Below are 25,317 nucleotides of genomic sequence, written 5' to 3' on the forward strand. Positions count from 1 at the left end.
GTCCAGTGGAGATCGGGGTTCCGATCTCCACTGGAGCGTCCGTCAGCTCAGCTCGCTGAGCCGTTCCCGGTACTCCTCGCCGCTGAGCTCGCCTCGGGCGTAGCGCTCGGCGAGGATCGAACGCGCGCTCTCGGTCGCCGAGGGGCGCCGGGTCTTGCGCAGCAGCGCGTAGATCACCGTGCCGATCAGCGCCGCGATCAGCACCAACCACACCACGCCGAAGATCCAGAACGGTCCTCCGCCGTGCCCACCAGGTCCCGGGCCACCCGGGCCCCACTGCATCAGGAGTTCGGTCACCATCACTGCTCACCTTCCTCGTCGGTGAACCCAGGATCGGCCGGAACACCGCGCGGGTCGTCGGACCAGGAGCGACACCTGCACTACTGCCTGTGTCGTAGACCGACGGCGACGACGTGCGCACGCTGCGCACGCGGGGTGGGTGGGAACATCCGGCGTTCACCCCTCGGGCACGGCCCCGTTCCTTGCGATCACCTGCGGATTCGGGGTTGGGTGGGATGTGCGCGACCGCCGCGCCCGTACTCGAGGAGCTCCAGTTGGACACCGCTGAGACCGCCGGCCCGAAACCCGTCTTCGCCGGCCGCAGGCCCTGGGGCCCGCAAGTGTCGGTCTACTTCTTCATCCTGGGACCGCTGCTCGCCTTGGTGGCCGCGGTCCCGCTCGCCTGGGGATGGGGTTTGCGGTGGTGGGACCTGGCGCTCGCGGCCAGCTGGTACGCGTTGACCATCCTCGGTGTGACGGTGGGGTACCACCGCTACTTCACCCACGGCGCGTTTCGCGCCAAGCGGTGGCTGCGCATCACCCTCGCCGTGGTGGCGAGCATGGCCGTGCAGGGGCCGATCATGCACTGGGTCTCCGACCACCGCCGGCACCACGCCTTCGCCGACCGGGAAGGTGACCCGCACTCCCCCTGGGCGTACGGGACCTCGCCCGCCGCCTTGGTGCGCGGTTTCTGGCACGCGCACATGGGTTGGGTGTTCGAGCGCGACCTGACCAACCAGGAGCGCTTCGTGCCCGACCTGCTCGCCGACCCCGACATGCGGCTGGTGCACAAGCTCTTCGGGCCGCTGACCGTGGCGTCCTTCCTGCTGCCCGCGCTGATGGGCTGGCTGATCACCGGGACCGCCTGGGGCGCGCTGACGACGTTCTTCTGGGCCGGGCTGGTCCGCGTGGCGTTCCTGCACCACGTGACGTGGTCGGTGAACTCGATCTGCCACCTGGTGGGTGAGCGGCCATTCAAGAGCCGCGACAAGGCGGCGAACTTCTGGCCGCTGGCGATCCTGAGCATGGGCGAGTCCTGGCACAACCTGCACCACGCCGACCCGACCTGCGCCCGGCACGGCGTGCAGCGCGGTCAGATCGACATCTCGGCCCGGGTCATCTGGTTGTTCGAGAAGGCCGGCTGGGTCCACCACGTCCGCTGGCCCACCCCCAACCGCCTCTCCCGCCTCGCCGTCGGCAAGGACTGACCCCCACCGCAGAGGCTCCGGCAGCCCCGGCGGAGCAGGGCGAGCAAGCGCCCCGCGACCGAGCACGGAAACGCGCAGGGCTGCCCCTCACCCGGTCGCCCGCGGTGCCTACGAGCCGGTCTGCCCAGTCGAGGCCATGACCACCCGACACGGCCGAAAACTCCCACCTCCCGGCGTGTCGTACCAGGCCACGCACACCTTGTTCGAACTTCGCGCGAAGTGCGACCCGAAGTTTCGAGGTCGAACTTCGCGCGAACAGGTGCTTGTCAGCGGTGGCTGAGGCGCAGGGGAGGCAGAACGCAGACCCTTCCTTCCGCATCCGTTCGAGTGGGTGAGCCCGCGCCTCCGCAACCGAGCGCAGGAACGCGCGGCGGAATTCTCATCCACCGTGCCCGACACAGCAGAGAACCGTGCCCGACACAACAGAGAGCCTCAGGCGACATGGCAGAGAGGCACCGACCCCACACGGCCGGGAACTCTGCACCTCCCGGCGTGTCGTACCAGGTCACGCGCGCGGCCATCGAAATTCGCGCGAAGTGCGAACAGGTGCGGGGTCAGCGCCGGGCTGAGGTGCAGCGGATGCAGAGGGTGGCTGCGGGGAGCGCTTCGAGGCGTTCCTTGCTGATGCGCTTGCCGCAGCGTTGGCACAGGCCGTAGGTGCCCTCTTCGACGCGCCGTGCGGCCTCGTCGAGAGCTTCGAGCTCCGCCTTGGCGTCGACCAGCAGGCCCTGGGTCTGGGCGCGCTCGTAGGCGATGGTGACGCCTTCCGGGTCGTGCTCGTCGTCGTTGGCCGTCCACGTGGCCGACTCGACGATGGACGCGAGGTGTCGCTGCAGCGACTCGATCCGGTGCTGCACCTCGCTCCGCTGCTCGGCGAGGAGCCTCTCCGACGACTTGCGCGCCATGCCTGGTCAACGCGGTGCGGCGAGCATTATTCCGGGTCCGCACCCGTGGTCACCGGTTCGGGGGCGGCGCCCCGCCGTTCGCCGCGGGACCGGGCGAGGCTGGCGACCGCGGTGATCGCCAGGGTGAGCACGATGAAGCCCAGCGAGGCGGCGATGCCGATGCTGGGGACCGGGACGTGGATCTCCTCGACGTGCGATCCGTGCAGCGCTTCGACGATCAACTTCAGCCCGATGAAGCCGAGGATGACCGCCAGCCCGTAGGTGAGGTAGATCAGCCTGTCGAGCAGCTCGCCGATGACGAAGTAGAGCTGCCGCAGCCCCATCAGCGCGAAGGCGTTGGCGGTGAAGATGATGAAACCGTCCTGGGTCAGCCCGAAGATCGCCGGCATCGAGTCCAGCGCGAAGATGACGTTGGCCAGGCCGAGGGCAGCCACGACCAGCAGCAGGGGTGTGAAGGTCGGCTTGCCGTCGACGCGGGTGAGCATCTTGCCGCCGTCGTAGGTGTCGGTCGTGGGCACGACCTTCTGCAACGCGCCGATCATGCCGCTGCCCTCGTCGTCGGGCTCGTCGTCGCCGGCGTCGCGCGCGACCTTGATCGCGGTGTAGATCAGGAAGGCGCCGAAGAGGTAGAACACCCAGTTGAACGCGTGGAGCACGGCCACACCCGCGGCGATGCAGACCGCCCGCAGCACCAGCGAGATCAGGATGCCGATGTAGAGCACGCGGTGCTGGTGCTCCCGGGGAACCGCGAAGCGGGACATGATGATCACGAAGACGAACAGGTTGTCGACCGAGAGGCTGTACTCGGTGACGTACCCGGCGAAGAACTCCGCCCCTGCTGTGGACCCGGCGAAGGTGAACAGCAGTCCGCCGAAGACCGCCGCGAGCGCGACGTAGAAGGCCACCCACAGGCTCGCCTCCTTGACGCCGACCGCGTGCGGTCGCCGCCCCACCACCAGCAGGTCGGCCACGATCAGGCCGAGCAGCGCGACCAGCGTCACCGCCCACACCCACACCGGGAAGTCCATCCGCGTCCCCTCACCCCGAACGACTGCGCTCCTCGCCCGACCGACGAGTGCATGCAGAACACTGTTTGGAGAACCAGACCCCCGAGCGATCAGCGTGACGATCCCACCTAATTCGGACGAAATTTCAGGCCGCCCGGAGATGAATCACAACCAGCCGAGGCAGTTTGGTCACTGGCGTCCGATTCATCCTCGACGGCAATTCTTCCGCCCGTCCACACTGGACTTGTGCTCGCACGTGCGGTGAGACGCTCCTCCTCCGGTCGCCTCGGGTCAAGGCGTGCGGACCAGTGCCGCGAACCAGCGCCGGTCGACCTCGAACACCCGCGGGCGGAAACCCGCTGCCAGCGCCGCGATGGCCTCGGCACCGACTGTGGCCCAGCGGAAGGCCCGCCCGCTGCGCCCGCGGTCGACGACGCTCCCCGTGCCGCACCAGGTCCCCGCACCGGGTGGCTCGACCTCCACCCACGCCACTCCCCCCGGCTGCAGCAGCCGGTGCACCCGGTCGAGCAACGCCACCGGGTCACCCCCGATCCCGATGTTGCCGTCGAGCAGCAGCGCTTCGCGCCAACTCCCGTCCGCGGGCAGCGGGTCGAACACGTCGCGGTGCAGCGCCGGCGCTCCGCGCGCGACGGTCATCCCGACCGCCAGTGGCGAGTTGTCGATCCCCAGGCACAGCACGCCGCGGTCGGTCAGGGCGGCGGCGAGCCTCCCGGGGCCGCAGCCGATGTCGAGCACCGGGCCCCGGCACGCCGCGAGGACGTGGCGGTCGGCGGCGTCCGGCGTGGCCATCCAGCGGTGCCCTGGCAGGGTGCGGGCGCGGCCGTCGCTGGTCTCCAGCGTGGTGGCGGCACCGCGCAGCGCGGCGTCGAAACTCCCGCTCACCACGTGTGCTGGGCCAGCGCTGCGGCGAACCGGGTGTGCGGGACCTCCGCGGCCACGACGTGGGCGTCGGACATGGTGTCGACGTCGGCGAGCACGGGCAGCGTTGCCACCCGCAGCCCGGCGTCGCAGAGGGCGTGGAGGGTGCGGCGACCGGTGTCGGGACGCGAAGTCGGGATGCCGGCGAGGAGCGCGGCCGCGCGCGGATCGCGGAAGCCGATGGCCCACCAGCCCCCGTCCGCGGCCGGGCCGCACACGGCGTCGGCACCGCTCAAGCGGTGGCAGGCCTCGGCGAGCAGGTCCGCGGAGACCTGCGGGGTGTCCATGCCGATCTGCAGCACCGGCGATCCCGGGTGGGCGACCGCGGTGTCGGCGTGGGCGGCGGCCAGGCGCTGCGGGAACCCGTCGCCGCGCTGGGGCAGCAGCGTGCCGAGCCCGAGCCGGGAGCGCAGTTCGGCGGCGCGGGCGGCCCGGCGGAGGTCGCCGGTGAGCGCGACCACCGGGTGCGCGCCGGAGGTGGCGTGGACGGCGTCGAGCGTGTCGAGCAGGCTCGCTGCGGCGAGGTCGGCGGCCTGCTCGGGTTTGGCGGGCGGGCACAGGCGGGTCTTGGCCAGACCCGGTACGGGCGCCTTGGCGACGACGAGCAGAGCGGTCATCGCAACACCCGTGCCATGTCGCGGGTGGCGCGCAGCGTGCCGCGCACCGAGCCGGAGACCTTCGAGCGGGTGCCTGCGGCGCGGGGCCGGTACGCGACGTCGGTCTCGACGATCCGCCAGCCCGCCTGCCCGGCCTTGCGCAGCAGCTCCAGCGGATACCCGAACGCGCGGTCGGTGACGTCGAGCCGCAGCAGGTCCGCCCGCCGGACCGCGCGGACCGGCGCGATGTCGTGCACCGGCACGCCACCACGTCGCAGCAGGGCGGCGATCAGCGCGTTGCCCGCACGGGCGTGCCAGGGCCAGGCACCGGGCCGGGTGGGCACCCGGCGGCCCACCGCCAGGTCGACCCCGGAGCGCACCTGCCCGACCAGGCGCGGCAGGACTGCCAGGTCGAGCGAGCCGTCGCAGTCGGCGAAGCAGACGATCTCGTTCTCGGCGGCCTCCAGGCCGGCGTGCACGGCGGCTCCGTAACCGCGGTGAGCTTCGGCGACCACGGTCGCGCCGAGGCCGGCGGCGACCTCCGCGGACCCGTCGCAGGAGCCGTTGTCCACCACCAGCGCGCGGTACCCGAGCGGCAGGGCCGCGAGCACTCCGGGCAGCGCGGCGGCTTCGTCCAGGCAGGGCAGCACCACGTCCACTTCGTCCACACCAACCATGCAACCGCACTCCTGGATCAGCGAAAACCGCTGCGGCTCTTACGGATTCCTTACGCGAGGGAATTTCTTACGAGGTTCTGACGGAACGTGCCGCCGAGTTGGCCGGAACGGGGTGCCCGATTACCGTCGCGGCGATGCCGTCCCCAGCCCGTACCGACCTCGTCGCGTCCGCTCTGGCCCTGCTCGTGGTGACCGCCACGGCGGTGGCCGGTGCGGCGCTCAACCGCGCCGGCGCCCCCTTGTTCGCCGATGCTGCTCCGCTGTTCGGCTTCTGGCACCCGCACGTCGGGCTCGGCACACCGCTCGCCGTCGCCGTCGCCGTGGTGGTGATCGCGTGGGGACCGCTGTGCGCCACCCGCCTGCCCTGGCGCCCGCTGCTGGCAGCGGGCTACGCCGCAGCGCTGGCCTGGACGGTGTCGCTTGCGCTGGGGGGCGGGTGGCGCGCGGGCATCACCGATCGGCTGACCGACTGGACCGAGTACTTGCACGACGTGCCCCGGGTGCACGACGTCGGCGCGGTGATCGGCGAGTTCAACCAGCACGTCCTCGCAGGTCAACCCGGGTCCTGGACGGTGCACGTGTCGGGCCATCCGCCGGGTGCGCTGGTGTTCTACACCTGGCTGGACCGGCTCGGTCTCGGCGGCGGGACGTGGGCGTCGACCGTGACGCTGCTGGTCGGCGGGCTGGCCGCGGTGGCGGTGCCGGTGACGGTCAAGGCGCTGCGCGACGAAGACGCGGCCCGTGCGGTGGTCCCCTTCGTCGTGCTGTTCCCCGGGGCGGTGTGGATGGGCGTGTCAGCCGACGGCCTGTTCACCGGGGTCACCGCCACCGGGATCGCGCTGCTGGCGATGCGCCGAGCCGTGCCGGTGCTGCTCGGCGGCGTGCTGCTGGGTTTCGCGCTGTTCCTCAGCTACGGGCTGGTGCTGGTGGCCCTGATCGCCGTCGCCGTCGTCGGCCGTGCCTGGTGGAAGCTGCCCGTGGCGGCCGCCGGAGCCCTGCTCGTGGTCGGGGTCTTCGCGGCACACGGGTTCTGGTGGCTCGACGGCTACCACCTGGTCGTGCAGCGCTACCACCAGGGTGAGTTCGCGCAGCGTCCCTACGCCTACTGGGTGTTTGGCAACCTCGGCGCCTTCCTGCTCTCGGCCGGTCCGCTGGTGGTCGCCGCGCTGGGCCGGGCCCGGCTCAACGCCCTGTCAGGCCCGGTGCTGGCCGCGGGCGCAGCGGTGGTGCTGGCGGATCTGTCCGGGTTGAGCAAGGCTGAGGTGGAACGGATCTGGTTGCCCTTCGGGGTGTGGTTCGCCGTGGCGGGGGCGTTGCTGCCGGCCCGGTCCCGCCGGTGGTGGCTGGGGGTGCAGGCGGTGACCGCGCTGAGCGTCGAGCACGTGATCGCGACGAGCTGGTGAGGACGATGCGCGAGCAGGTCGGGCGGGTGCTGGTCGTCGACGACGACCACGCGGTGCGCGACGTCGTCCGCCGCTACCTCGAACGCGCGGGCTACGAGGTGCTCCTCGCCGGGGACGGGGAGACGGCGCTGCGCAGCTACGCCGAGCACCGGCCGGACCTTGTCGTGCTGGACCTGATGCTGCCCGGCATCGGCGGCCGGGACGTGTGCCGCGCGGTGCGCGAGCACGGATCGGTTCCGGTGGTGGTGCTGACCGCGCTCGGTGAGGAGTCCGACCGGGTCGCGGGCTTGGAACTGGGAGCCGACGACTACGTGGTCAAGCCGTTCAGCCCCCGCGAGCTGGTGCTGCGGGTGACCTCGGTGCTCCGCCGCGCCACCCACGCCCCACCGGTGATGCAGGAGTCCGTCGTGGACGGTTCGCTCGTCCTCGACCCCGCCGCGCGCCGCTGCACGCTGGACGGCGTCGAACTGGCGCTGACCACGCGCGAGTTCGACCTGCTGGCCCACCTGATGCGCAACCCGGGACGGGCCTTCACCCGCGCCGAACTGCTCGAGTCGGTGTGGGGCTGGAACTTCGGCGACCAGTCGACCGTGACCGTCCACATGCGGCGGTTGCGGGAGAAGATCGAGCCACGGCCCGACCGCCCGCACCGGATCAGCACCGTGTGGGGCGTCGGGTACCGCTACGACCCCGAGGCCGGATGATGGACCTGCTCACCGAGCTCACCCACGTCGTTCCGTACGCGATCGGCCTGTCGCTGCCCGTCGCGCTCCTCGGTGCGGCCCTGCTCTTCCTGCTGCGGCACCGCTCGCTGGCCACCGCGCTGACGGTGCTGGTGCTGGTTCCCCTGCTTGCCACGATGGCCGGCGTCCTGGGCGTCACCGGGTTCATGTTCGGCCCGCAGCTGACCACCGTGGTGGTCATCTGCACCGCCGTCGGGGTGGTGACCGTGCCGGTCGCGGTGGTGCTGGGCCGCAACATCGCCCGTCGGAGCGTCTGGGAACGCGAGGCGCGCGCCCGGGAGCGCGCCGCCGAGGCCTCCCGCCGCGAGCTGGTCGCCTGGATCAGCCACGACCTGCGCACGCCCTTGTCGGGGATCCGCGCGATGGCCGAAGCGCTGGCCGACGGCGTCGTCGACGAGCCCGGTGAGGTCTGCTCCTACGCCGGGCGCATCCAGGGCGAAGCCGAACGGCTCTCGCGCATGGTGGACGACCTGTTCGAACTGTCCCGCATCACCGCCGGGGCGCTGCACCTGGAGTTCTCCGCCGTGCCGCTGCACGACGTGGTCAGCGAAGCCGTCGCCGCCGAGAACCCGCGCGCACAGCGGCGGGGCGTGCGGCTGTCGACGGAGACCGAGCAGTGGCCCGTGGTCGCCGGCAGCGACGCGGAACTGGCCCGGGTGGTGCGCAACCTGCTGTCCAACGCCATCCGGCACACCCCGCCCCGCGGGTCGGTCGTGCTCAGCGCGGGGCGGAGCGGGGAGCAGGCGTGGCTGCGCGTCGACGACGCGTGCGGCGGGATCGACGACTCCGAGCTGGAACGGGTTTTCGAGGTGGCCTACCGAGGCGATCAGGCCCGCGGTGACGGCGACCGGGAACCCGCGGGCGCCGGGCTCGGTCTGGCGATCGCGCACGGCCTGGTGCAGGCCCACCGCGGCGAGATCCACGCCCGCAACCACGGCCTCGGCTGCCGGTTCGAGGTCCGGTTACCGCTGGCTGCCGGCGGATCCTGAGCGACTCCGCCGCAGTTCCTGGCCGACGGTCTCGCGGAGCGGGGCCTCGGCGAACTCGCGCACCCCGTCGGCGAAACCCGTCCGCGCGCGGAAGCCCAGCACGCGTCGCGCCTTGGCGGGGTCCGCCACGACGTGCCGGACGTCGTTGGGGCGCGTTCCCCCGACCACGCGCGGGCGGGGCCCGCCGCAGGCCTGCGCCAGCGCCTCGGCGAGTTCACCGATGGTGCGCGGCTGCCCGGAGCAGATGTTGACCGCGTCCAGCACGCCGCGGAGCGGCTGGGCCTCCACCGCCGCGAGGTTGGCGGCGGCCACGTCGCGCACGTGCACGAAGTCGCGGCGTTGCTCGCCGTCCTCCAGCACTCGCGGCGCCTCGCCGCGGTGCAGGGCGGAGCGGAACAGCGAGGCCACCCCGGCGTAGGGGGTGCCGCTGGGCATCCGCGGCCCGTAGACGTTGTGGTAGCGCAACGCGCGCACGCTCCCGCCCGTCTGCCGGGCCCAGGCCGCAGCGAGGTGCTCCTGGGCGAGCTTGGTGGCCGCGTAGGTGCTGCGGGGATCGAGCGGGGCGTCCTCGGGCACCAGTTCCGGTTCCAGCGGCCGGTGACACCAGGGGCACGGCGGTTCGAAGCGTCCTGCCTCGACGTCCGCGGCACGCCGCTCACCGGGGCGGACCAGACCGTGCTCGGCGCAGCGGTAGCGGCCTTCGCCGTAGACGACCATCGAGGAGGCCAGCACGAGCCGCCGCACACCCGTTTCGTGCATCGCGGCCAGCAGGACCGCGGTGCCGAGGTCGTTGTGCGCGGCGTAGTCCGGCATGTCGGTCGGGTCCACGCCGTGCCCGACCATCGCGGCCTGGTGGCAGACGACGTCGACACCGCGCAGCAGGTCGCGCACCAGGTCGGCGTCGCGCACGTCGCCGCGCACCAGCGGGTGCCGGGTCTGCGGTGGCCCGCCGTGCGCTTGCGGGAGCAGCGCGTCGAGGGCGACGACTTCGTGGCCGTGGTCGGTGAGGGTGTCGGCGATGGCCGAGCCGATGAACCCGGCGGCGCCGGTCAGCAGGATGCGCACGGTCCCGACGGTAGGACGCGACCCGGCTCGAGCGGTCCGAGCGAGCGTGGATGTCATCGTTCCACAAGAACTTTCAGCTCCCTTACGAGCGCGCCCGACTGCTGGCGGCGACGCGCTGCGGGGTCTCGAATGGAACCATGACCTCGCTCTCCCGCGGCCGTGCGGCCGCGATCGGACTCATCGCGGCGGGTTCGGCGCTGGCCGCCGGACACCTGGTGGCCGGGTTCGACGATCCGCGCGCCTCTCCCCCGGTGACCGTCGGCGGTGCCTTCATCGACCTCGTGCCGCCCGGGGTGAAGGAGTTCGCGGTCGCGTTGTTCGGCACGGCGGACAAGATCGCCCTGATCGTCGGCATGGCACTGGTCATCGCCGCGCTCGCGGTCGCCGCCGGGCTGCTCTCCCGTCGCCGGGTGCTGCCCGGCGCGCTGGTGATCGCCGCGTTCGGACTGGTCGGTGTGGCGGCAGCGCTGACCCGCGCTGAGCAGGACGTCCTCCCCGCCCTGGTGTCGCTCGTGGTCGGCGTTGGCGTGTTCACCTGGCTGCACCAGGTGGGCCGGGCGCCGGTGGCCACGCAGTTCGACCGGCGTCGGTTCCTGGTGACCTCCGGACTGGTCGTGGTCGGCGCCGGGATCGCGGGTGTGGTCGGCACCTCGAGGCAGTCCGGCCTGGCGTCCTCGCAGCAGGCGGTGGCCTCGCGGCTGCCCGCGGTACCGCAGCCGCCGATCCCGGCAGGCGCGGACTTCGTCGCCGACGGCACCCCGCCGTTCCTGACCGGCAACCGCGAGTTCTACCGGATCGACACCGCGCTGGTCGTGCCCCAGCTGCGCGCCGAGGACTGGCGTTTCCGGCTGCACGGCATGGTCGACCGGGAGCTGGACCTGTCGTTCGCCGACCTGCTGGCCCGTCGGCTCGAAGCGCGCACCATCACCCTCGCCTGCGTGTCCAACGAGGTCGGCGGCAACCTGATCTCCACCGCGAACTTCGTCGGTGTGCCGGTCCGCGACCTGCTGCTGGAGGCCGGTGTGCGGCCCGGCGCGCAGCAGCTGCTCACCACCAGCAGCGACGGCTACAGCGCGGGCACGCCCGTCGACCTGCTGCTCGAACCCGACCGAGGTGCGCTGCTGGCCTTCGAGATGAACGGCGAACCGCTGCCCGCCGAGCACGGTTTCCCGGTGCGCGTGGTCGTACCCGGGCTCTACGGCTACGTCTCGGCCACCAAGTGGCTGGTCGACGCCGAGGTCACCACCTTCGACCGCAAGGCCTACTGGCAGCAGCGCGGGTGGGCCCAGCAGGGTCCGATCAAGACGCAGTCCCGCATCGACCGGCCGCGACGCGGCGCCCAGGTCCCCTCCGGTCCGGTGACGGTCGCCGGGATCGCGTGGGCCCAGCACACCGGGATCGACGCGGTGCAGGTGCGCGTCGACGGCGGGCCGTGGCAGGACGCCGAGACCGCCACCGAGGTCAGCCGCGACACCTGGCGCATGTGGCGGGCCAGGCTGGACCTGCCGCCGGGCGAGCACGTGGTCCAGTGCCGCGCCCTCGACCGCAGCGGCGTCCCGCAGACCGAGGCGCGCCAGGGGGTCCTCCCCGACGGCGCGACAGGTCTGCACGAGATCGTCTTCCGCTGCACGTGACCGGCATCACTTCCGCGGGACACGGGCGTTCGGGCTGAGCAACCGTTCGGTGTGGAACTCGGTGGAACGGAGCGTGCGGTGACCGACGGCGGAACGGGCCTCTTCGAGTCGGTGGACGACGTCGTCGAGAAGCTGGCCGAGACGGGCTACCTGGCCTCCACGGCCGTGGCGACCACCGTGTTCCTGGCCGACCGGCTCGGCAAACCGCTGCTCGTCGAAGGGCCGGCGGGTGTCGGCAAGACCGAGCTGGCCAAGGCCGTCGCCGCGGTCGCCGACGCGCGGCTGGTGCGGCTGCAGTGCTACGAGGGCATCGACGAGGCCCGCGCGCTCTACGAGTGGAACCACGCCAAGCAGCTGCTGCGCATCACCGCTGGTCGTGACGAGACCTGGGACGAGGCGCGCACCGACATCTTCAGCGAGGAGTTCCTGCTGTCCCGCCCGCTGCTGACGGCCATCAGCGGGGACGAGCCCACGGTGCTGCTCATCGACGAGACCGACAAGGCCGACGTCGAGGTCGAGGGCCTGCTGCTGGAGGTGCTCAGCGACTTCCAGGTCACGGTCCCCGAACTCGGCACGGTCACCGCGTCGCGGCGGCCGTTCGTGGTGCTGACCTCCAACGCCACCCGCGAGCTGTCCGAGGCGCTGCGGCGGCGCTGCCTGTTCCTGCACATCGACTTCCCCGACGCCGAGCTGGAGCAGCGCATCGTGCGGCTCAAGGTGCCCGGGCTCGACGAGGCGCTGGCCGCTTCGGTGGTCGAGGTGGTCGGGGCGCTGCGCGGGATGCAGCTGCGCAAGTCCCCGTCGGTGGCCGAGACGATCGACTGGGCCCGCACCCTGCTGGCCCTGGGCGCCGACACCCTCGACGAGGACGTGGTCCGCGACAGCCTCGGGGTGATCCTCAAGCACCAGGACGACGTGCGGCGGGCCACTGAGAAGCTGGTCGTGCCATGACCTTGCAGTCCCGCTTGGTCGGTTTCACCGGAGCGCTGCGCGAGCAGGGAGTGCGCGTCGGTCCAGGCGAAACCGTCGATGCCGCAGCGGTTGTGGACGTCCTCGGCATGGCCGACCGGGAACGCCTCCGCGAAGGCCTTGCCGCGGCGCTGCTGCGCGCCGACGGGCAGCGCAAGGTCTTCGACGCGGCCTTCGACCTCTACTTCCCCGCCGGCGTCGGCGCGCCGGAGAGCGCCCGCGGCGAAGCGGATCCCGGGCTCGACCAGCGGTTGGTCGACGCGCTGGCCGCCGACGACTCGGGAGCGCTGTCGCAGCTGGCCGGGGAGGCCGTGGACTCGCTCGGCCACTTCGGCGGCGAGAACGGACCCCAGGGCTGGTCAGCGCACCAGACCCTGGAGCGGTTGCAGCCGCAGACACTGCTCGCCCGGGTGCTGGCCGCGATGCGCGGGGACGCCGAGGAGGACTTCACCGACCGGCTCGACCGCGACGAGATCCGGCGCCGCATCGACGACTTCCGCGACCGCGTCCGCACGGAGGCCCGTCGGCGCTCGGCCGAGCTGCGCGGCGTCGACCACGTCGCCAAGCACGCCATCGCCCCCAGCGCCGACCAAGTCGACTTCCTCAGCGCGGGACGCGACCAACTCGCCGAACTGCGTCGCGCCGTGCAGCCGCTGGCCCGCAAGCTGGCGACCAGGATGGCGGCCCGGCGTCGCCGCGCCAGCCGCGGCAGCATCGACCTGCGCCGCACGCTGCGCCGATCGCTGTCCACCGGCGGCGTCCCGCTGCGCCCGGCCTACGCCCACCACCGGCCGGCGCGGCCGGAGATCGTGCTGCTGTGCGACGTGTCGGGGTCGGTGGCCGGCTTCGCGAACTTCACGATGCTGCTGGTCCAGGCCCTGCACGACCAGTTCAGCAAGGTCCGGGTGTTCGCCTTCGTCAACCGCACCGACGAGGTCACGCACCTGGTCGAGCCGGGTGCGGCCGACCCCGCCGAGCTGGGGAGGCGCATCCTCACCGAGGCCACCGTGACCGGCTGGCACGACAGCAGCGATTACGGCAGCGCCCTGGCGGAGTTCACCGACCGGTACCTGGAGGCGCTGGGGCCGCGCACCTCGGTGCTGGTGCTGGGTGATGCCCGCACCAACGGCTGGGACCCTGACCTGGAGGCGCTGCACGCGATCAAGGAGCGCTCTCGCCGGGTGTTCTGGCTCAACCCCGAACCGGAGGTCCGCTGGTCCACCGGCGATTCCGCGGCGCACGCCTACGCGGGCGTGGTGGAGATGCACGAGTGCCGCAACACCCGCCGCCTAGCCCACCTCGTCTCCACGCTGCTGCCGGTCTGAGCGGCCCCGCCCCCGGTCCCGCTGTGCTCGAGCGCGGGGCTCTGTGGCGGGGCCGGGAGGTCCGGCGCGTACATTTGGGGCGAGGCGTGCCTGGGGGCACGTGCACACGTCGGTGGCCCCGGGGTGGGGTCGAGGAGCACGGAGAAGGTTGGTCGGGTGGTAGTCCCCACGGCTCCTGCGCAGGACCAGGCGCAGCCGGATGGCCGCACTCCCGGACGCCGCACCGCCTGGGTGCTGCGCCTGGCCGCGGTGATCGCCGCGGGGTTCGCCCTCTACGCCGGTTCCCCGCCGCGCGAGGCCTGGTGGGTCGCTCCGCTGGCGATGGCCGTGCTGGCCGCCGTGGTGCGCCACCGCAGGGCCCGGGCGGGCTTCGGCTACGGCCTGGTGTTCGGCTTCGCGTTCCTGCTGCCGCTGCTGGGCTGGCTGCAGGACTTCCTCGGCGCGGACTTCGGCCCCTGGCCCTGGCTGGGCGTGGCCGCGGTCGAGGCGGCGTTCATCGGACTCGGCGGGGCCGGGATGGCGCTGGTCAGCCGCCTGCCCGCGGCGCCGGTGTGGATGGCCGCCGTGTTCGTGACCGCCGAGGCGGTGCGCTCGGCGTTCCCGTTCGGCGGCTTCCCGTGGGGGCGACTGGCCTTCACCCAGGACACCGGTCCGTTCCTGGCGTTGGCCGCGATCGGCGGTGCGCCGCTGGTGTCCTTCGCCGTGGCGCTGGTCGGCGCCGGTCTGGGCACACTGGTCCGCGCTCCGCGCCGCTGGGCGGTGCCGGTCGCGGCGATCGCTACGCCGCTGCTGGGAGGACTGACCTGCTGGCCGCTGGTGGGCACCGACGCGAACGCAGGGACGGCGCGCGTCGCGATCGTGCAGGGCAACGCGCCCAACCTCGGTCTCGGGTTGCTCTACGAGGACGACGTGCTGCACGACAACCACGTGCAGGCCGCGCAGCAGCTCGTCGCGGACGTGCGCTCCGGCCGCGTCGCCAAGCCCGACTTCGTGCTGCTCCCGGAGCAGATCGGCAGCTGGGGACCCGCGCGCACCGATCCTGAGCTCTCCTCCGTCGCCTCCCAGCTGGGCGTGCCGCTGGTCGTGGGCGGGCTCGGTCAGGACCGCGACGGGCAGCTGCACAACCAGATCGTGCGCTGGGACCCCGGGACCGGTTTCGGCGACCGCTACGTCAAGCGACACCTGGTGCCCTTCGCCGAGACCATTCCGATGCGCGAGGTCGCGCGGCTGGTCAGCCCCTTCGTGGACCGCTTCCAGTCCGACATGGTCCCCGGCGAGGAACCGGGCGTGATCGACGTCGCGGGCCTGCGGCTGGGTGTGGGCATCTGCTACGACGTCGCCTACGACGACGTCTTCGGCCCGGCGGCCGCGCAGGGCGCCACACTGCTGGCGGTGCCCACCAACAACGCCTGGTACGGGCACTCGGAGATGAGCTACCAGCAGCTGGCGATGTCGCGGCTGCGCGCGGTGGAGACCGGCCGCTCGGTGCTGGTCGGGGCCACCAGCGGGGTCAGCGCGGTGGTGGCACCGGACGGTTCGGTGACCGCGCAGACCGAGCTGTTCACCGAGCAGAACCTGACCGCCGAGGTCGCGCTGCGGGCGGGCCGTACCCCGGCCACCGCGCTCGGCTCGGCCCCGACGTGGGTGCTGGCAGTGCTGGGCGTGGGTGCGGTCGCAGCCGCCGGGTGGCGGTCGCGGAAGTCCCGCGCCTGATCGACGGACGAATCACGGCCGGTCGCGCTGACCGGCTAGGAGGATGTGGATGGCGAGGCAAGCGCCGGCCGAGAAGGTGCTGGTGGTGATCCCGACCTACAACGAGCGGGAGAACCTGGAACCGATCGTGCGGCGGCTGTTCGAGGCGTTGCCCGCGGCGAACGTGCTGGTGGTCGACGACGGCAGCCCCGACGGCACCGGTGAGGTCGCCGACCGGCTGGCCGCGCAGGACGAGCGGCTGCACGTCCTGCACCGCACGGAGAAGGCCGGTCTGGGCGCCGCCTACGTCGCCGGGTTCGAGTGGGCCTTGGCCCGCGACCACACGGCGATCGTGGAGATGGACGCCGACGGCTCGCACGCCCCGGAGGACCTGCCGCGCCTGGTCGGCATGCTCGGCGACGGCGGGACCGGCGCCGACGTGGTGCTGGGGTCGCGCTACGTCACCGGTGGCAGCACGGTGAACTGGCCCTGGTACCGGGAGTTCCTCTCCCGCGGCGCCAACCTCTACTCGAAGCTAGCCCTGGGCGTGCCGATCAACGACATCACCTCCGGCTACCGCGTCTACCGGCGCGAGGTGCTGGAAACCGTCTGGCTGAACACCATCGCCTCGCAGGGCTACTGCTTCCAGGTCGACCTGGCCCTGCGCGCGGTCGAAGCGGGCTTCGTGGTGGCCGAAGCGCCGATCACCTTCGTCGAGCGCGAGCTCGGCGCCTCGAAGATGGACGCGGAGATCGTCCGGGAGGCCTTGATCAGGGTCACCAAGTGGGGTCTGCGCCGCAGGGGGACCCAAGCTGCGGGGACGCTCCGCTCCCTGCTGCCCTGACGTCAGGGCCGGTCAGAGCGGACCGAGACACACGTAAGCGCCCGAGCGCGGAAGAACTCGGGCGCTTGCCACGTGCAGGGGGAACTACCGGCCGCGACGGGTGCGCAGCAGTTCCAGCCGCTCGTTGAGCAGCTCTTCCAGCTCCGGGATCGTGCGCCGTTCGAGCAGCATGTCCCAGTGGGTGCGCGGCGGCTTGGCCTTCTTCTGCTCCGGTTCGTTGCCGTCGATGATCTTCGACTCGGTGCCGTGGAGGCGGCATTCCCAAGTCGGCGGCACCTCGGCGTCGTCGGAGAAGGGCACCTCGAACTCGTGGCTCTTGGGGCAGGCGTAGCGCACCGTCCGGCGCGGTGCGAGGTCGTGGTTACGGTCGGTCTCGTAGCTGACAGCTCCGAGCCGGCTGCCACGCAGAACGCGGTCGGCCATGACGGTTCCTTTCCCTTCGGCTCAGGCGGGTGGCCCGAGCGGTTGTGCTCACCGTGTGCAACGACGGAGTACCCGTCGTCTGTTCCCGGTGTCGTGCTGCTGGTCGCCGTCGGTGACATTGTTCACCCGTCAACAACGGCTGTCCTCCTGGAGACGCGGTCGAGCCACGTGCGTGACGCGTTCTCCCGACAGCAATCTACAGATGGGTTCGAACGGGTGATAGTGCCAGATGTCCAGTCACCACCGCCAAGCAGGACCCGGGATTGTTAGTCGTTGTGGGATGCAGATCACGACCCGTACGGTCGATCAACTCGACAGGTGGGTGACTGCTCGTAGCTCCATGATCCTCCCGGTGATCACGACGCAGCGTGCTGGCATATTCCGTTCTCGCTGATTCCCAGCATGTCCTAGATCACCAGCATGGAGCAACGGGGGTTCGATCGCGAGGCGAACACGCCTGATCACTCTGCGCGCACAGATCAGAGCAGCTCGGGCGGCCGGTTGCCCACGGCCTCGATGGCCCTGCGGACGGGCACCAGCGCGACCAGCACCAGGCCGACCGCGAAGAAGACCACCAGAGAGACGATGGCGAGCCGGAACGAGCCCGTCGCCTGGCCGACCCCGGCGAACACCAACGGTCCCAGCCACGACGTCGAGCGCTCCCCCACCTCGTAGAGCGAGAAGTACTCGGCCTCCCGGCCCGGCGGGATCATCTGGCTGAACAGCGAGCGGGACAGCGCGTTCGTGCCCCCGAGGACCATGCCGATGCCCACGGCCAGCCCGTAGAACTGCAGCTCCTGGCCCGCCTGCACGAAGTAGGCGGCCACCAGGACCACCAGCCAGGTCGCCAGGCTGACCAGGATCGTCTTCTTCGCGCCGACGCGACGGGCCAGCACGCCGTGCAGCACACCGCCGATGAAGGCGATGAACTGCACGATCAGCAGGGTCACGATCAGCGAGTCCTGCGGCAGCTTGAGCTCGAGGCTGCCGTACTGCGCCGAGACCTGCGAGACCGTCGAGATGCCGTCGGTGTAGATCCAGTAGGACGCGAGGAACGCCAGCGTGAGCGGGAAGTGCTTGGCCTCGCGCAGGGTGCCGAGAAGTTGCTTGAACCCCGCGGTGACCACCGCCGTGCCCTTCTCACCGCCCTCGGGTGCCCGGTGGCGGCCTAGCGCGGTCAGCGGCAGCAGCGTGAACAACGCCCACCACACGCCCGAGGAGAAGAAGATCAGCCGCACGGCCGCGGACTCCGACAGCCCGACCGCCTCGTGCCCGAGGTAGATGACCAGGTGCAGCGCCAGCGCCGTGCCGCCGCCCAAGTAGCCGATGGCCCAGCCGCGGGTGGAGACCTTGTCGCGCTCGTCGGCGTCGGCGATCTCCGGCAGGAACGAGTAGTAGACGACCACCGATGCGCCGAAGCAGATGTTGGCGACGACGAACAGCACCACGCCCAGCTGCCAGTTCTGCCCGGCGACCAGCGCCAGCAGCCCCGTGGCGAACGCGCCGCCGAAGGCGAAGGCCCCCAGCATCATCCGCTTGTTCTGGGTGCGGTCGGCGATCGCGCCGGTGATCGGCAGGACCAGGACCTGCACCAGGGTCGCCACCGACAGCAGGTAGCCCCACAGCGAACCGGCCGGGAACGCCAGGCCCAGGAACGAGATGTCGCAGTTGACCAGCGAGTTGTCACCGGCGCAGGCGTTCGCGCCGTTGCGCCCGACGTCCGCCCGCGCCGCGGCGGTGGCCACCGAGGTCAGGTAGAGCGACAGGAAGACGGTGGTCACCGACGTCGGGAAGACCGAGTTCGCCCAGTCGTACCAGCACCACCCGCGTTGCTCCCGCCGGCGCTGCGCGGCCCCCGGTGCCGCTTCGCTGTCCATCACGCTCATCCCGTTCGGTCCTCCGCGGAGTGGATCACTCGATCGGAGGCACCATACTGGCTGCCGGACCGCTCGCGGGACGCACTGCCGCGGTATCGGAGGATCGTCTTCCGCTCACCCCGGCGTCGGCTCTCCCGCCGGCTCGCGCACCAGCTGATTCAACAGGTCAGGACGGTCGGTGACCAGCCCGTCCACGCCCAGCTCCAGCAGCCGCCGCATCTCCGCAGGCTCGTCGACGGTCCACACGTGCACCTCGACGCCCCACCGGTGGGCCAGCTCGACGAAGCGCTCGTCGACCACGTCGACGCCCCGGTACCGGGTCGGCACCTGCACCGCGGCCCCGCGGATCAGCCCCTCGCGCGGCCCCTGGTCGAGGCGCGCTGGAACGCGGCCAAGAAGGACACCAGCGGCCGCGGCGGGGTGAACGGCAGGCGGGACCAGGCCCAGAGCGCGGCGACACCGCGCTGGCCGGTGGAGGTCAGCAGCCCGGGCCCGCCGACCTTGCGGAGCAGGTCCAGCCGCCGGTCGTCGAACGAGGCCAGGCACACGCGGTCCCAGGCGTTGTGCCTGCGGAGGGTGCGCAGCACGGGTCCGGCGGCGGTGTCGGCCTTGACGTCGATGTTGAACAGCAGGTCGGGGAACTCCTCCAGCGCGGCGTCCAGGCTCGCCACCGGTTCGCGTCCGCCGATCCTGGCCCGGGAGACCTCCGCGAACGGCATGCTCGCGATCTCGCCCGCACGGTCGGTGGTGCGCTGCAGGGTCGCGTCGTGGTGCACCACAGCGACGCCGTCGCTGCTGGCGTGCACGTCGGTCTCGACGTAGCGGTAGCCCTCGGCTGCGGCGGCGCGGAAGGCGCTCAGCGAGTTCTCCACCTCGGCGAGGTCGCCGAGGTGCCAGCCGCGGTGGGCGAACGCCCGCGGCCACGGCCCGTCCAGGAAGGGGTGCGTCACGGCAGACCACTGTGCCCGACCCAGGTGACGGAACGGTGTCGGGCCGGTGGCCGCGGAGATCGGCGTGGCGAGTCCGTGGAGATCACCGTGATTGACTAACGTGATCAGCGTGGACAACCCCGTCGAGCCCAGCCGACGCGCACGCCAGGTGCGGCACTGCGCCTGGTGCGGCCGGCGCGTACCCGACTCCGGCAGGCAGGGCAGGCCGCGGCTGTACTGCGCGCAGGCGTGCCGGCAGCGCGCCTACGAGCGCCGGACGGCGGTGCAGCGCGGTGGCTTGCCCGAGGACTCGGTGGTCCTCTCCGCCGCTGAACTCGCAGACCTGCAGGACCGGTTGTTCCAGCTGCGCTGCTCGGCCGAGGACGTCGTGACCGCGGTCGACGACGACGCCGACCGCACCGACCTGCGCAAACTCGCGGCCCAGGTCGTGGACGTCGCCGCCGAGCTGGAACGGCTGCGCTGACCACCCGCACGCCTGGAACGACGCACAACGGCCCCACCCGGAACCTGGGACGAACGGAGCATTGTGCCGTCGAGCCCGGCTGGCAAGATGAACTGGTCCCCGGTGGCGAGGAAACGACGGTGCCCGCACGTCCCGCGGTCCGCGGCTTGCGCCGCGTCGACCTGCTCAGTCCTGAGCCGATGGCGGCTGCCTTCTTCTACCGCGACGTGCTCGACTGGTCCCCCGTGCCCACCCACGTCGGCCTGGACTGCTGGGTCGGCAACCGCCGCTGCGCGATCATCCGCAAGCCCCGCGCCGACGAACGAGCGGGCGTCCGCCTGGTGTTCGCCGGTGCTCCGATGGACTGCTCGCTGGCCGGTCCGGACAACGCGCTCGCCCAGGTCACCAAGGGACGCGCCCAGCACGGTCCGCAAGCCCCGCAACCGCGTCCGGGCGAACCCTGCTGGGCCGAGCTGGCCACCACCGACACCGGCCGCGCCGACGCCTTCTGGACCGACACGCTCGGGTGGACCGTCGACGACGGCTCCTACGCCTCGGCCGGTCGCGCGATCGCCGGACGCACCGAGACCAGCGACCTCGCGGGCTGGTTGTGCTACTTCGCGGTCACCGACCTCGACGAGGTCGCCGGCCTCGCCGCCGAGCGCGGCGGCGAGGCCGAACGCATCAGCCACCCCGACCTCGGCAAGACGATGCTGCTGACCGACACCTGGGGCGCCCGCATAGGCCTCGCGGAGACGACTACTTGGGGTTAGGCGGCGGAGCCGCTGCTTCAGGTGTGGGACGCAGCTCGCACCGCCGCAGGTTGTGAGCGGCTTCGTGGCGAGTACGCCGCGACGCCGCGTCGGAGAAGTGCTCAAGGAGTGGCGCACGGAGCCACGGGAGCCGCTCGGGTTCTGCTACCCGCACCGCCACGCACAGCAGCCCTACCCGAGCTCGCCGAGGACTCGGTGGGTTCGGTTGGCCTTCACCGAGAGCCGTTGTTCTCGGGCGGTCACGTCGATGTAGGTCTGGCTGGAGTTCATCGAGGAGTGGCCCAGCAGCTTGGCGATCTCGGCGGCGCTGGCGCCGTCCTCGGCGAGCCGGGTGGCGAAGGTGTGCCGCAGCGCGTGCACCATCGCGCCGGGTTGGACCCGGTCAGAGACCCCGGCGGCCTGCAGCGACCGCCGCACCAGGTACTGCAAGCCTCCACGCTGCAACTTCCCGCCGCGGTGGTCGACGAACAGTGGTTCGGCCCCGGGCAACCGGTTGCCGAAGCGCTGCTTGCGGGTGCGCAGGTAGCTGCGGATGAGCTCGTCGAGGCTGTCCTCGATCGGGATGGACCGGCTCTTGCCGCCCTTGCCCTGCACGTGCAGCCGGCGGTCGCCGCTGCGTCCCGCGAGGGAGGAGACCGTGAGCTCCAGCAGTTCGGCCGAGCGCACGCCGGTGCACAACAAGGTCGCGAGGACCGCCAGGTCGCGCTCCGGCCAGGGGTTGCGTGCCTTGCGGACACCGGCGGCGACCTGCCGCAGCAGCCGCTCCGGGGTCTCCTCGCCCTGCAGCGGCTTCGGGGTGGCGGGCGCGTTGCGCGGTTTGGGCACCACCTTCATGGGGTTGCCCGAGACCGCGCCCTCGATGACGCCGAATCCGAAGAACCCGTTCCACGTCGACCAGGCGCGGGTCACGGTCGCGGCCGAGCGCCGCGCGGCGAACCGCGCGAACGCCGACCGCAGCACGGACGCGTCCAGCTCCTCGACGGCGAGCCGCTCGGCCGGGGTGCCGGTGAGCTCGACGAGCTCACCGGCCACCGACTCGAGGTCGCGGCGGTAGGCGCGCAGCGAGTTGGCCGCCAGCTTCCGAGCCTGCAGGTGCTCCAGGTAACTCTCCACCAAGCGCGCCAGGTCCACGCGTCACCTCCCACGACGATGATCAACTGCGGGAGATGTAACCAGACACGACCGACACTCAGCTGTTGCGGAGGAAGCGGTCCAGCACGCGCACGCCGAACTTGAGCGCGTCGACCGGGACCCGCTCGTCCACGCCGTGGAACAGCGCGGAGAAGTCCAGGTCGGCGGGCAGCTGCAGCGGCGCGAAGCCGTAGCAGCTCATCCCCATCCGGGCGAAGGACTTCGCGTCGGTGCCGCCCGACATCATGTACGGCAGCGCCTTGGCGCCGGGATCCTCGGCCAGCAGCGAGGCCTGCATCTGCTCGACCAGCCGGCCCTCGAACTTCGTCTCCACCGGCGGGAGCCCGACCCACTCGCGCTCGACGTCCGGACCCAGCAGCTCCGCCAGCTCGCGGTCGAACGCCTCTTCGCGGCCAGGCAGGATGCGGCAGTCCACCGCGGCCTCGGCGACCGAGGGGATCACGTTGTGCTTGTAACCCGCGGTGAGCATCGTCGGGTTGGCGGTGTCGCGCAGCGTGGCCCCGATGATGCGGGAGATGTTGCCGAGCTTGGCGACCGAGCCTTCCAGGTCGTCCTCGGGGAAGTCCCAGCCGGTGATCTCGCTGACCCCGTCGAGGAACTCCTGCACGCTGTCGGTCATGACCAGTGGGAACCGGTAAGCACCCAACTTCGCCACGGCTTCGGACAGCTGGGTGACGGCGTTGTCGTCGTGCACCATCGACCCGTGTCCGGCACGTGCCCGCACCCGCAGCTTCAGCCAGCGGATGCCCTTCTCCGCGGTCTGCACCAGGTAGGCGCGGACGCCGTCGCGCAGCGTCAGCGAGTAGCCGCCGACCTCGCTGATCGCCTCGGTGCAGCCCTCGAACAGCTCCGGCCGGTGGTCCACCAGCCACTGGGCGCCCTGGAAGCCGCCGGCTTCCTCGTCGGACAGGAACGCGAAGACGATGTCTCGCGGAGGCACGATGCCGTCGCGCTTGTAGCGGCGCGCGATGGCCAGGCTCATCGCCAGCATGTCCTTCATGTCCACCGCCCCGCGTCCCCACACGTAGCCGTCCTGCACCGCCCCGGAGAAGGGGTGCACGGACCACTCGGCCGGGTCGGCGGGCACGACGTCGAGGTGCCCGTGCACCAGCAACCCGCCCCGCGAGGGGTCGGCCCCGGGCAGCCGGGCCACCACGTTGGCCCGACCCACCTGGTCGCCGGCCTCGACGTAGGTCACCTCGTAGCCGACCTCACCGAGCTTCTCGGCCACGTACTCGGCCGAGGCCCGCTCAGGCACGACCGTGTCGGCGTCACCCGTGTTCGTGCTGTCGATGCGGATCAGTTCACTGGCCAGCTGGACGACCTCGTCCTGCGCCAGCGCCAACCCCGCGTCCTGATCACTGCCGGAGATCCCACTGTGCTCGCTCACCAGGCATTTCTATCACCCGCTCCCCCAACAGGGGGGTGGTTGCGACGCCCTGATGACCATGAGCTAATCTATTGGCACAACACAGCGGGAACGCCCCGGAAACGGAGGCAGAACCGAGACGTCCGAGTGGCGGAATGGCAGACGCGCTAGCTTGAGGTGCTAGTGCCCTACTAATGGGCGTGGGGGTTCAAGTCCCCCCTCGGACACGCGCACTAACCACACGCGGTGCGATCGTAGCTTCTACGGTCCCCGCGTGTGGTTCGTATTTGAGGTCGATGCTCAAGTTCTCGTAGAGCCGACCAAGGTTCTCCGGCTTGGCTTCCTTGAGCGCCGAGCCGACGTCCCCGAGCGAATCCACCATCGCGTAGACCTCGACTTCGCCGATGGCCGCTGGTTCAGGACTGTTGTCGAGCTCGGCCTGGGCAGCGGCGCGGGTCGCTTGTGCGTCGTTGATCGCCTCGACCAGCGCCGCAGGATCGGCGCCGGCCTTGATGGCTTCCTGCAGCCGCCTCACCTGAGTCTGCGCATCGGCCAATCGCTGCTTCGCACCTTCACGCGAATTCTTGGTCCGGGAAGAATCAGCTTGCGATCCGACCAACGCCTGGACCGTTCTGTCGACGTTCTCCGGAGCGAACAGCCGTCCGATCCACTCGTTCAACGAATCCAGCACATCGAGTTCCCGAAGATTCACCGTGCGCGGGTGGTCGGCCAGGACCGGCGACCCAGGCGCGATCGTCCGAGCCAGGCACCGGTAGTACACCTCGGTCTTGCGGATCACTGCACCGTGCATCCGCCTCCCGCAGAACCCGCACCGCACCTTCCCGCGCAGCACGTAAGGCCGAGTTCCCGAGGTACGCGTCCGCTCCAGCTTCGCGATCCCCCGCCGTCCACCGGCCGCACGCGAGCGGCGCATCAACTGGGCTTCGGTGAACTCCTCGACGCTCACGATCGCCGGGTGCGCGGGTTTCCGGGAACGCACGACACCTTCCTTCCCTGCCCGTTGGAATCGGATCACGTGGCCGGCCGCGACGTCGTCCGGATCTAGGAGGGTTTCCTTCCGGGTCCAACGCCCGAAGAACGCGTAGCCCGTGTAGCGCGGGTTGTCCAAGATCGCCCTGACAGTGCTGCCCTGCCACCCATCAGCCAGACGATGCCGGTTCTGCTCCGGACGCCGCGCAGAGGGACACGCGATGCCGTCGCGGTTCAGCCCATTAGCGATCGCCCGGTCACCCCTGCCGCCTAGGTACTCGGAGAAGATCCGGCGCACAACATCCACGACCTCATCGTCGATCGCGAGCACCTTCAGCCGATACCCGTCAGCCGCCCGCGAGGGATTCGGGTGCGGACCGGCATCGACGACCTTGTAGCCGTACGGTGCCCGGCCGCCCTGGTGACGCCCTTCGTTGAGCACCTGCGCGTCCATCGCCGCTCGCACCCGAGCCTGGACGTGCTGTCGCTCCGACTCGCTCATCCCGCCGAGCACGTTCATCAGCATCTTGTGCGACGGGTTCCGGGCGTCGAACTTCCCACCGAGCTCAGGCACCCACAGCTCAACCCCGTAAGCGGCGAACTTCGGAGCGATCAGCGAGAACTGGTTGCCGAACCAGCACCGCGTCCCCTCACCCACCACGACCGCGTTCCACCCGCGGTTCGGGTCCTTCAACGCCGCCAGCAGCCGCTGGGCCTCGTGACGCCGCTCCCACGGGACCGACCGCGACTGCCCGATGTCGAAGTACTCGGCCGCGATCGTGCCGCCCAACGGCTCGACGAACTTGCTGGCGTTCCCGAGCTGCCACCCCAGCGATGTCTCGGGATCCTGGTTGTCCTCGGTCGAGCAGCGCCCGTAGAAGGCCACGGGTCCGATCCCCTCCTCGACGGGTTCAACCGCGTCGACGCCGAGAAGATCGTCCAGCGTCGACCAGGGATCTCCGCTGATTTCAGCAGTCATGTGTTCCCTTCGTCCGGAGGTCGCTCCAGAGTCTCGACCTCGGTCAGCTCGATCAGTACCGCTAGCAGTATGCGGCTCGCTTCCTGC

Annotated in this window: 25 protein-coding genes and 1 tRNA gene; 12 read left to right on the forward strand and 14 right to left on the reverse strand. The window is 71.3% G+C overall.

Annotated elements, in window-relative coordinates; all coding sequences use genetic code 11:
• Nucleotides 1-42: 42 nt before the first annotated feature.
• Nucleotides 43-300 (reverse strand): SHOCT domain-containing protein, encoded by a 258-nt coding sequence (locus EIL87_RS03140; RefSeq protein ID WP_233575985.1) that lies wholly within the window; start codon nt 298-300, stop codon nt 43-45.
• A 215-nt stretch (nt 301-515) separates the two neighbouring features.
• Here EIL87_RS03140 and EIL87_RS03145 point away from each other — a divergent pair, with 215 nt between their 5' ends.
• Nucleotides 516-1,487 (forward strand): acyl-CoA desaturase, encoded by a 972-nt coding sequence (locus tag EIL87_RS03145; RefSeq protein ID WP_199740218.1) that lies wholly within the window; start codon nt 516-518, stop codon nt 1,485-1,487.
• A gap of 554 nt (nt 1,488-2,041) precedes the next feature.
• Here EIL87_RS03145 and EIL87_RS03150 read toward each other — a convergent pair.
• The 5 genes from EIL87_RS03150 to EIL87_RS03170 form a co-directional block, all read right to left on the reverse strand.
• Complete coding sequence (locus EIL87_RS03150; protein ID WP_125088611.1) at nt 2,042-2,392, reverse strand: TraR/DksA family transcriptional regulator; 351 nt, start codon at nt 2,390-2,392, stop codon at nt 2,042-2,044.
• 26 nt (nt 2,393-2,418) lie between these two features.
• A complete protein-coding gene (locus tag EIL87_RS03155) occupies nt 2,419-3,420 on the reverse strand; it encodes a TerC family protein (protein ID WP_125088612.1) in 1,002 nt (333 codons plus the stop codon).
• A 270-nt stretch (nt 3,421-3,690) separates the two neighbouring features.
• Complete coding sequence (locus EIL87_RS03160; RefSeq protein WP_233575986.1) at nt 3,691-4,302, reverse strand: methyltransferase domain-containing protein; 612 nt, start codon at nt 4,300-4,302, stop codon at nt 3,691-3,693.
• The gene (locus EIL87_RS03165; RefSeq protein ID WP_125088613.1) at nt 4,299-4,955 is read right to left on the reverse strand and encodes a TIGR04282 family arsenosugar biosynthesis glycosyltransferase; all 657 of its coding nucleotides are present in this window, start codon (nt 4,953-4,955) and stop codon (nt 4,299-4,301) included. Before EIL87_RS03165 ends, EIL87_RS03160 begins: the two co-directional genes overlap by 4 nt.
• The gene (locus EIL87_RS03170) at nt 4,952-5,611 is read right to left on the reverse strand and encodes a glycosyltransferase family 2 protein (RefSeq protein WP_199740220.1); all 660 of its coding nucleotides are present in this window, start codon (nt 5,609-5,611) and stop codon (nt 4,952-4,954) included. Before EIL87_RS03170 ends, EIL87_RS03165 begins: the two co-directional genes overlap by 4 nt.
• Before the next feature lie 134 nt (nt 5,612-5,745).
• Here EIL87_RS03170 and EIL87_RS03175 point away from each other — a divergent pair, with 134 nt between their 5' ends.
• From EIL87_RS03175 to EIL87_RS03185, 3 genes are read left to right on the forward strand one after another with little or no spacing between them, the layout of a single operon-like run.
• Nucleotides 5,746-7,014 carry a hypothetical protein gene (locus EIL87_RS03175; protein ID WP_125088614.1) on the forward strand — a complete coding sequence of 423 codons (1,269 nt, stop codon included), beginning with the start codon at nt 5,746-5,748 and terminating at the stop codon, nt 7,012-7,014.
• 5 nt (nt 7,015-7,019) lie between these two features.
• A complete protein-coding gene (locus EIL87_RS03180; RefSeq protein WP_125088615.1) occupies nt 7,020-7,718 on the forward strand; it encodes a response regulator transcription factor in 699 nt (232 codons plus the stop codon).
• A complete protein-coding gene (locus tag EIL87_RS03185) occupies nt 7,715-8,746 on the forward strand; it encodes a sensor histidine kinase (RefSeq protein ID WP_125088616.1) in 1,032 nt (343 codons plus the stop codon). The genes EIL87_RS03180 and EIL87_RS03185 overlap by 4 nt, the downstream gene beginning before the upstream one ends.
• Here the strand turns inward: EIL87_RS03185 and EIL87_RS03190 are convergent.
• Nucleotides 8,720-9,811, reverse strand: a complete 1,092-nt coding sequence (locus EIL87_RS03190; RefSeq protein ID WP_125088617.1) for an NAD-dependent epimerase/dehydratase family protein — start codon at nt 9,809-9,811, stop codon at nt 8,720-8,722. The genes EIL87_RS03185 and EIL87_RS03190 overlap by 27 nt on opposite strands.
• Nucleotides 9,812-9,948: 137 nt before the next feature.
• On the opposite strand from EIL87_RS03190, the gene EIL87_RS03195 reads away from it, so the two are divergent.
• The 5 genes from EIL87_RS03195 (at nt 9,949) to EIL87_RS03215 (ending at nt 16,275) form a co-directional block, all read left to right on the forward strand.
• On the forward strand, nt 9,949-11,445 hold the full coding sequence (locus tag EIL87_RS03195; protein ID WP_125088618.1) for a molybdopterin-dependent oxidoreductase: 1,497 nt from the start codon (nt 9,949-9,951) through the stop codon (nt 11,443-11,445).
• Between the two features lie 78 nt (nt 11,446-11,523).
• Nucleotides 11,524-12,396, forward strand: coding sequence for an AAA family ATPase (locus tag EIL87_RS03200; RefSeq protein ID WP_125088619.1), 873 nt, complete (start codon nt 11,524-11,526; stop codon nt 12,394-12,396).
• On the forward strand, nt 12,393-13,739 hold the full coding sequence (locus EIL87_RS03205; RefSeq protein ID WP_125088620.1) for a vWA domain-containing protein: 1,347 nt from the start codon (nt 12,393-12,395) through the stop codon (nt 13,737-13,739). The genes EIL87_RS03200 and EIL87_RS03205 overlap by 4 nt, the downstream gene beginning before the upstream one ends.
• A gap of 156 nt (nt 13,740-13,895) precedes the next feature.
• Nucleotides 13,896-15,452 carry an apolipoprotein N-acyltransferase gene (lnt, locus tag EIL87_RS03210; RefSeq protein ID WP_233575987.1) on the forward strand — a complete coding sequence of 519 codons (1,557 nt, stop codon included), beginning with the start codon at nt 13,896-13,898 and terminating at the stop codon, nt 15,450-15,452.
• Nucleotides 15,453-15,501: 49 nt separating this feature from the next.
• Complete coding sequence (locus tag EIL87_RS03215; RefSeq protein ID WP_125088621.1) at nt 15,502-16,275, forward strand: polyprenol monophosphomannose synthase; 774 nt, start codon at nt 15,502-15,504, stop codon at nt 16,273-16,275.
• 84 nt (nt 16,276-16,359) lie between these two features.
• On the opposite strand, the gene EIL87_RS03220 is transcribed toward EIL87_RS03215, so the two are convergent.
• From EIL87_RS03220 to EIL87_RS03230, 4 genes are all read right to left on the reverse strand, one after another.
• The gene (locus EIL87_RS03220) at nt 16,360-16,698 is read right to left on the reverse strand and encodes an RNA polymerase-binding protein RbpA (RefSeq protein ID WP_125088622.1); all 339 of its coding nucleotides are present in this window, start codon (nt 16,696-16,698) and stop codon (nt 16,360-16,362) included.
• Between the two features lie 479 nt (nt 16,699-17,177).
• Nucleotides 17,178-18,584: an MFS transporter gene (locus EIL87_RS03225; protein WP_125088623.1), complete on the reverse strand. Its 1,407-nt coding sequence runs from the start codon at nt 18,582-18,584 to the stop codon at nt 17,178-17,180.
• Between the two features lie 105 nt (nt 18,585-18,689).
• Entirely contained in the window at nt 18,690-18,908 is a 219-nt protein-coding gene (locus EIL87_RS27800; RefSeq protein ID WP_325049387.1) for a glycerophosphodiester phosphodiesterase family protein, read from the reverse strand.
• Between the two features lie 14 nt (nt 18,909-18,922).
• The gene (locus EIL87_RS03230) at nt 18,923-19,525 is read right to left on the reverse strand and encodes a glycerophosphodiester phosphodiesterase family protein (protein ID WP_325049388.1); all 603 of its coding nucleotides are present in this window, start codon (nt 19,523-19,525) and stop codon (nt 18,923-18,925) included.
• Between the two features lie 109 nt (nt 19,526-19,634).
• Between EIL87_RS03230 and EIL87_RS03235 the strand changes: the two genes are divergently transcribed.
• Both EIL87_RS03235 and EIL87_RS03240 read left to right on the forward strand, forming a co-directional pair.
• Complete coding sequence (locus EIL87_RS03235; protein WP_407690509.1) at nt 19,635-19,988, forward strand: hypothetical protein; 354 nt, start codon at nt 19,635-19,637, stop codon at nt 19,986-19,988.
• 119 nt (nt 19,989-20,107) lie between these two features.
• Complete coding sequence (locus tag EIL87_RS03240) at nt 20,108-20,740, forward strand: VOC family protein (protein ID WP_125088624.1); 633 nt, start codon at nt 20,108-20,110, stop codon at nt 20,738-20,740.
• Between the two features lie 171 nt (nt 20,741-20,911).
• Here the strand turns inward: EIL87_RS03240 and EIL87_RS03245 are convergent, their stop codons facing one another.
• Both EIL87_RS03245 and EIL87_RS03250 read right to left on the reverse strand, forming a co-directional pair.
• Nucleotides 20,912-21,871 carry a tyrosine-type recombinase/integrase gene (locus tag EIL87_RS03245; RefSeq protein WP_125088625.1) on the reverse strand — a complete coding sequence of 320 codons (960 nt, stop codon included), beginning with the start codon at nt 21,869-21,871 and terminating at the stop codon, nt 20,912-20,914.
• A 58-nt stretch (nt 21,872-21,929) separates the two neighbouring features.
• Nucleotides 21,930-23,282 (reverse strand): M20/M25/M40 family metallo-hydrolase, encoded by a 1,353-nt coding sequence (locus EIL87_RS03250; RefSeq protein WP_125088626.1) that lies wholly within the window; start codon nt 23,280-23,282, stop codon nt 21,930-21,932.
• A 120-nt stretch (nt 23,283-23,402) separates the two neighbouring features.
• On the opposite strand from EIL87_RS03250, the gene EIL87_RS03255 reads away from it, so the two are divergent.
• A tRNA-Leu gene (locus tag EIL87_RS03255) sits at nt 23,403-23,488 on the forward strand.
• Here the strand turns inward: EIL87_RS03255 and EIL87_RS03260 are convergent.
• Entirely contained in the window at nt 23,470-25,230 is a 1,761-nt protein-coding gene (locus tag EIL87_RS03260; protein ID WP_125088627.1) for a recombinase family protein, read from the reverse strand. The two genes, EIL87_RS03255 and EIL87_RS03260, sit on opposite strands and share 19 nt — an antisense overlap.
• Between the last annotated feature and the right edge of the window lie 87 nt (nt 25,231-25,317).

Origin of the sequence: Saccharopolyspora rhizosphaerae, from assembly GCF_003931915.1 — a bacterium.
In the GTDB taxonomy this organism is placed as follows: Bacteria; Actinomycetota; Actinomycetes; order Mycobacteriales; family Pseudonocardiaceae; genus Saccharopolyspora; species Saccharopolyspora rhizosphaerae.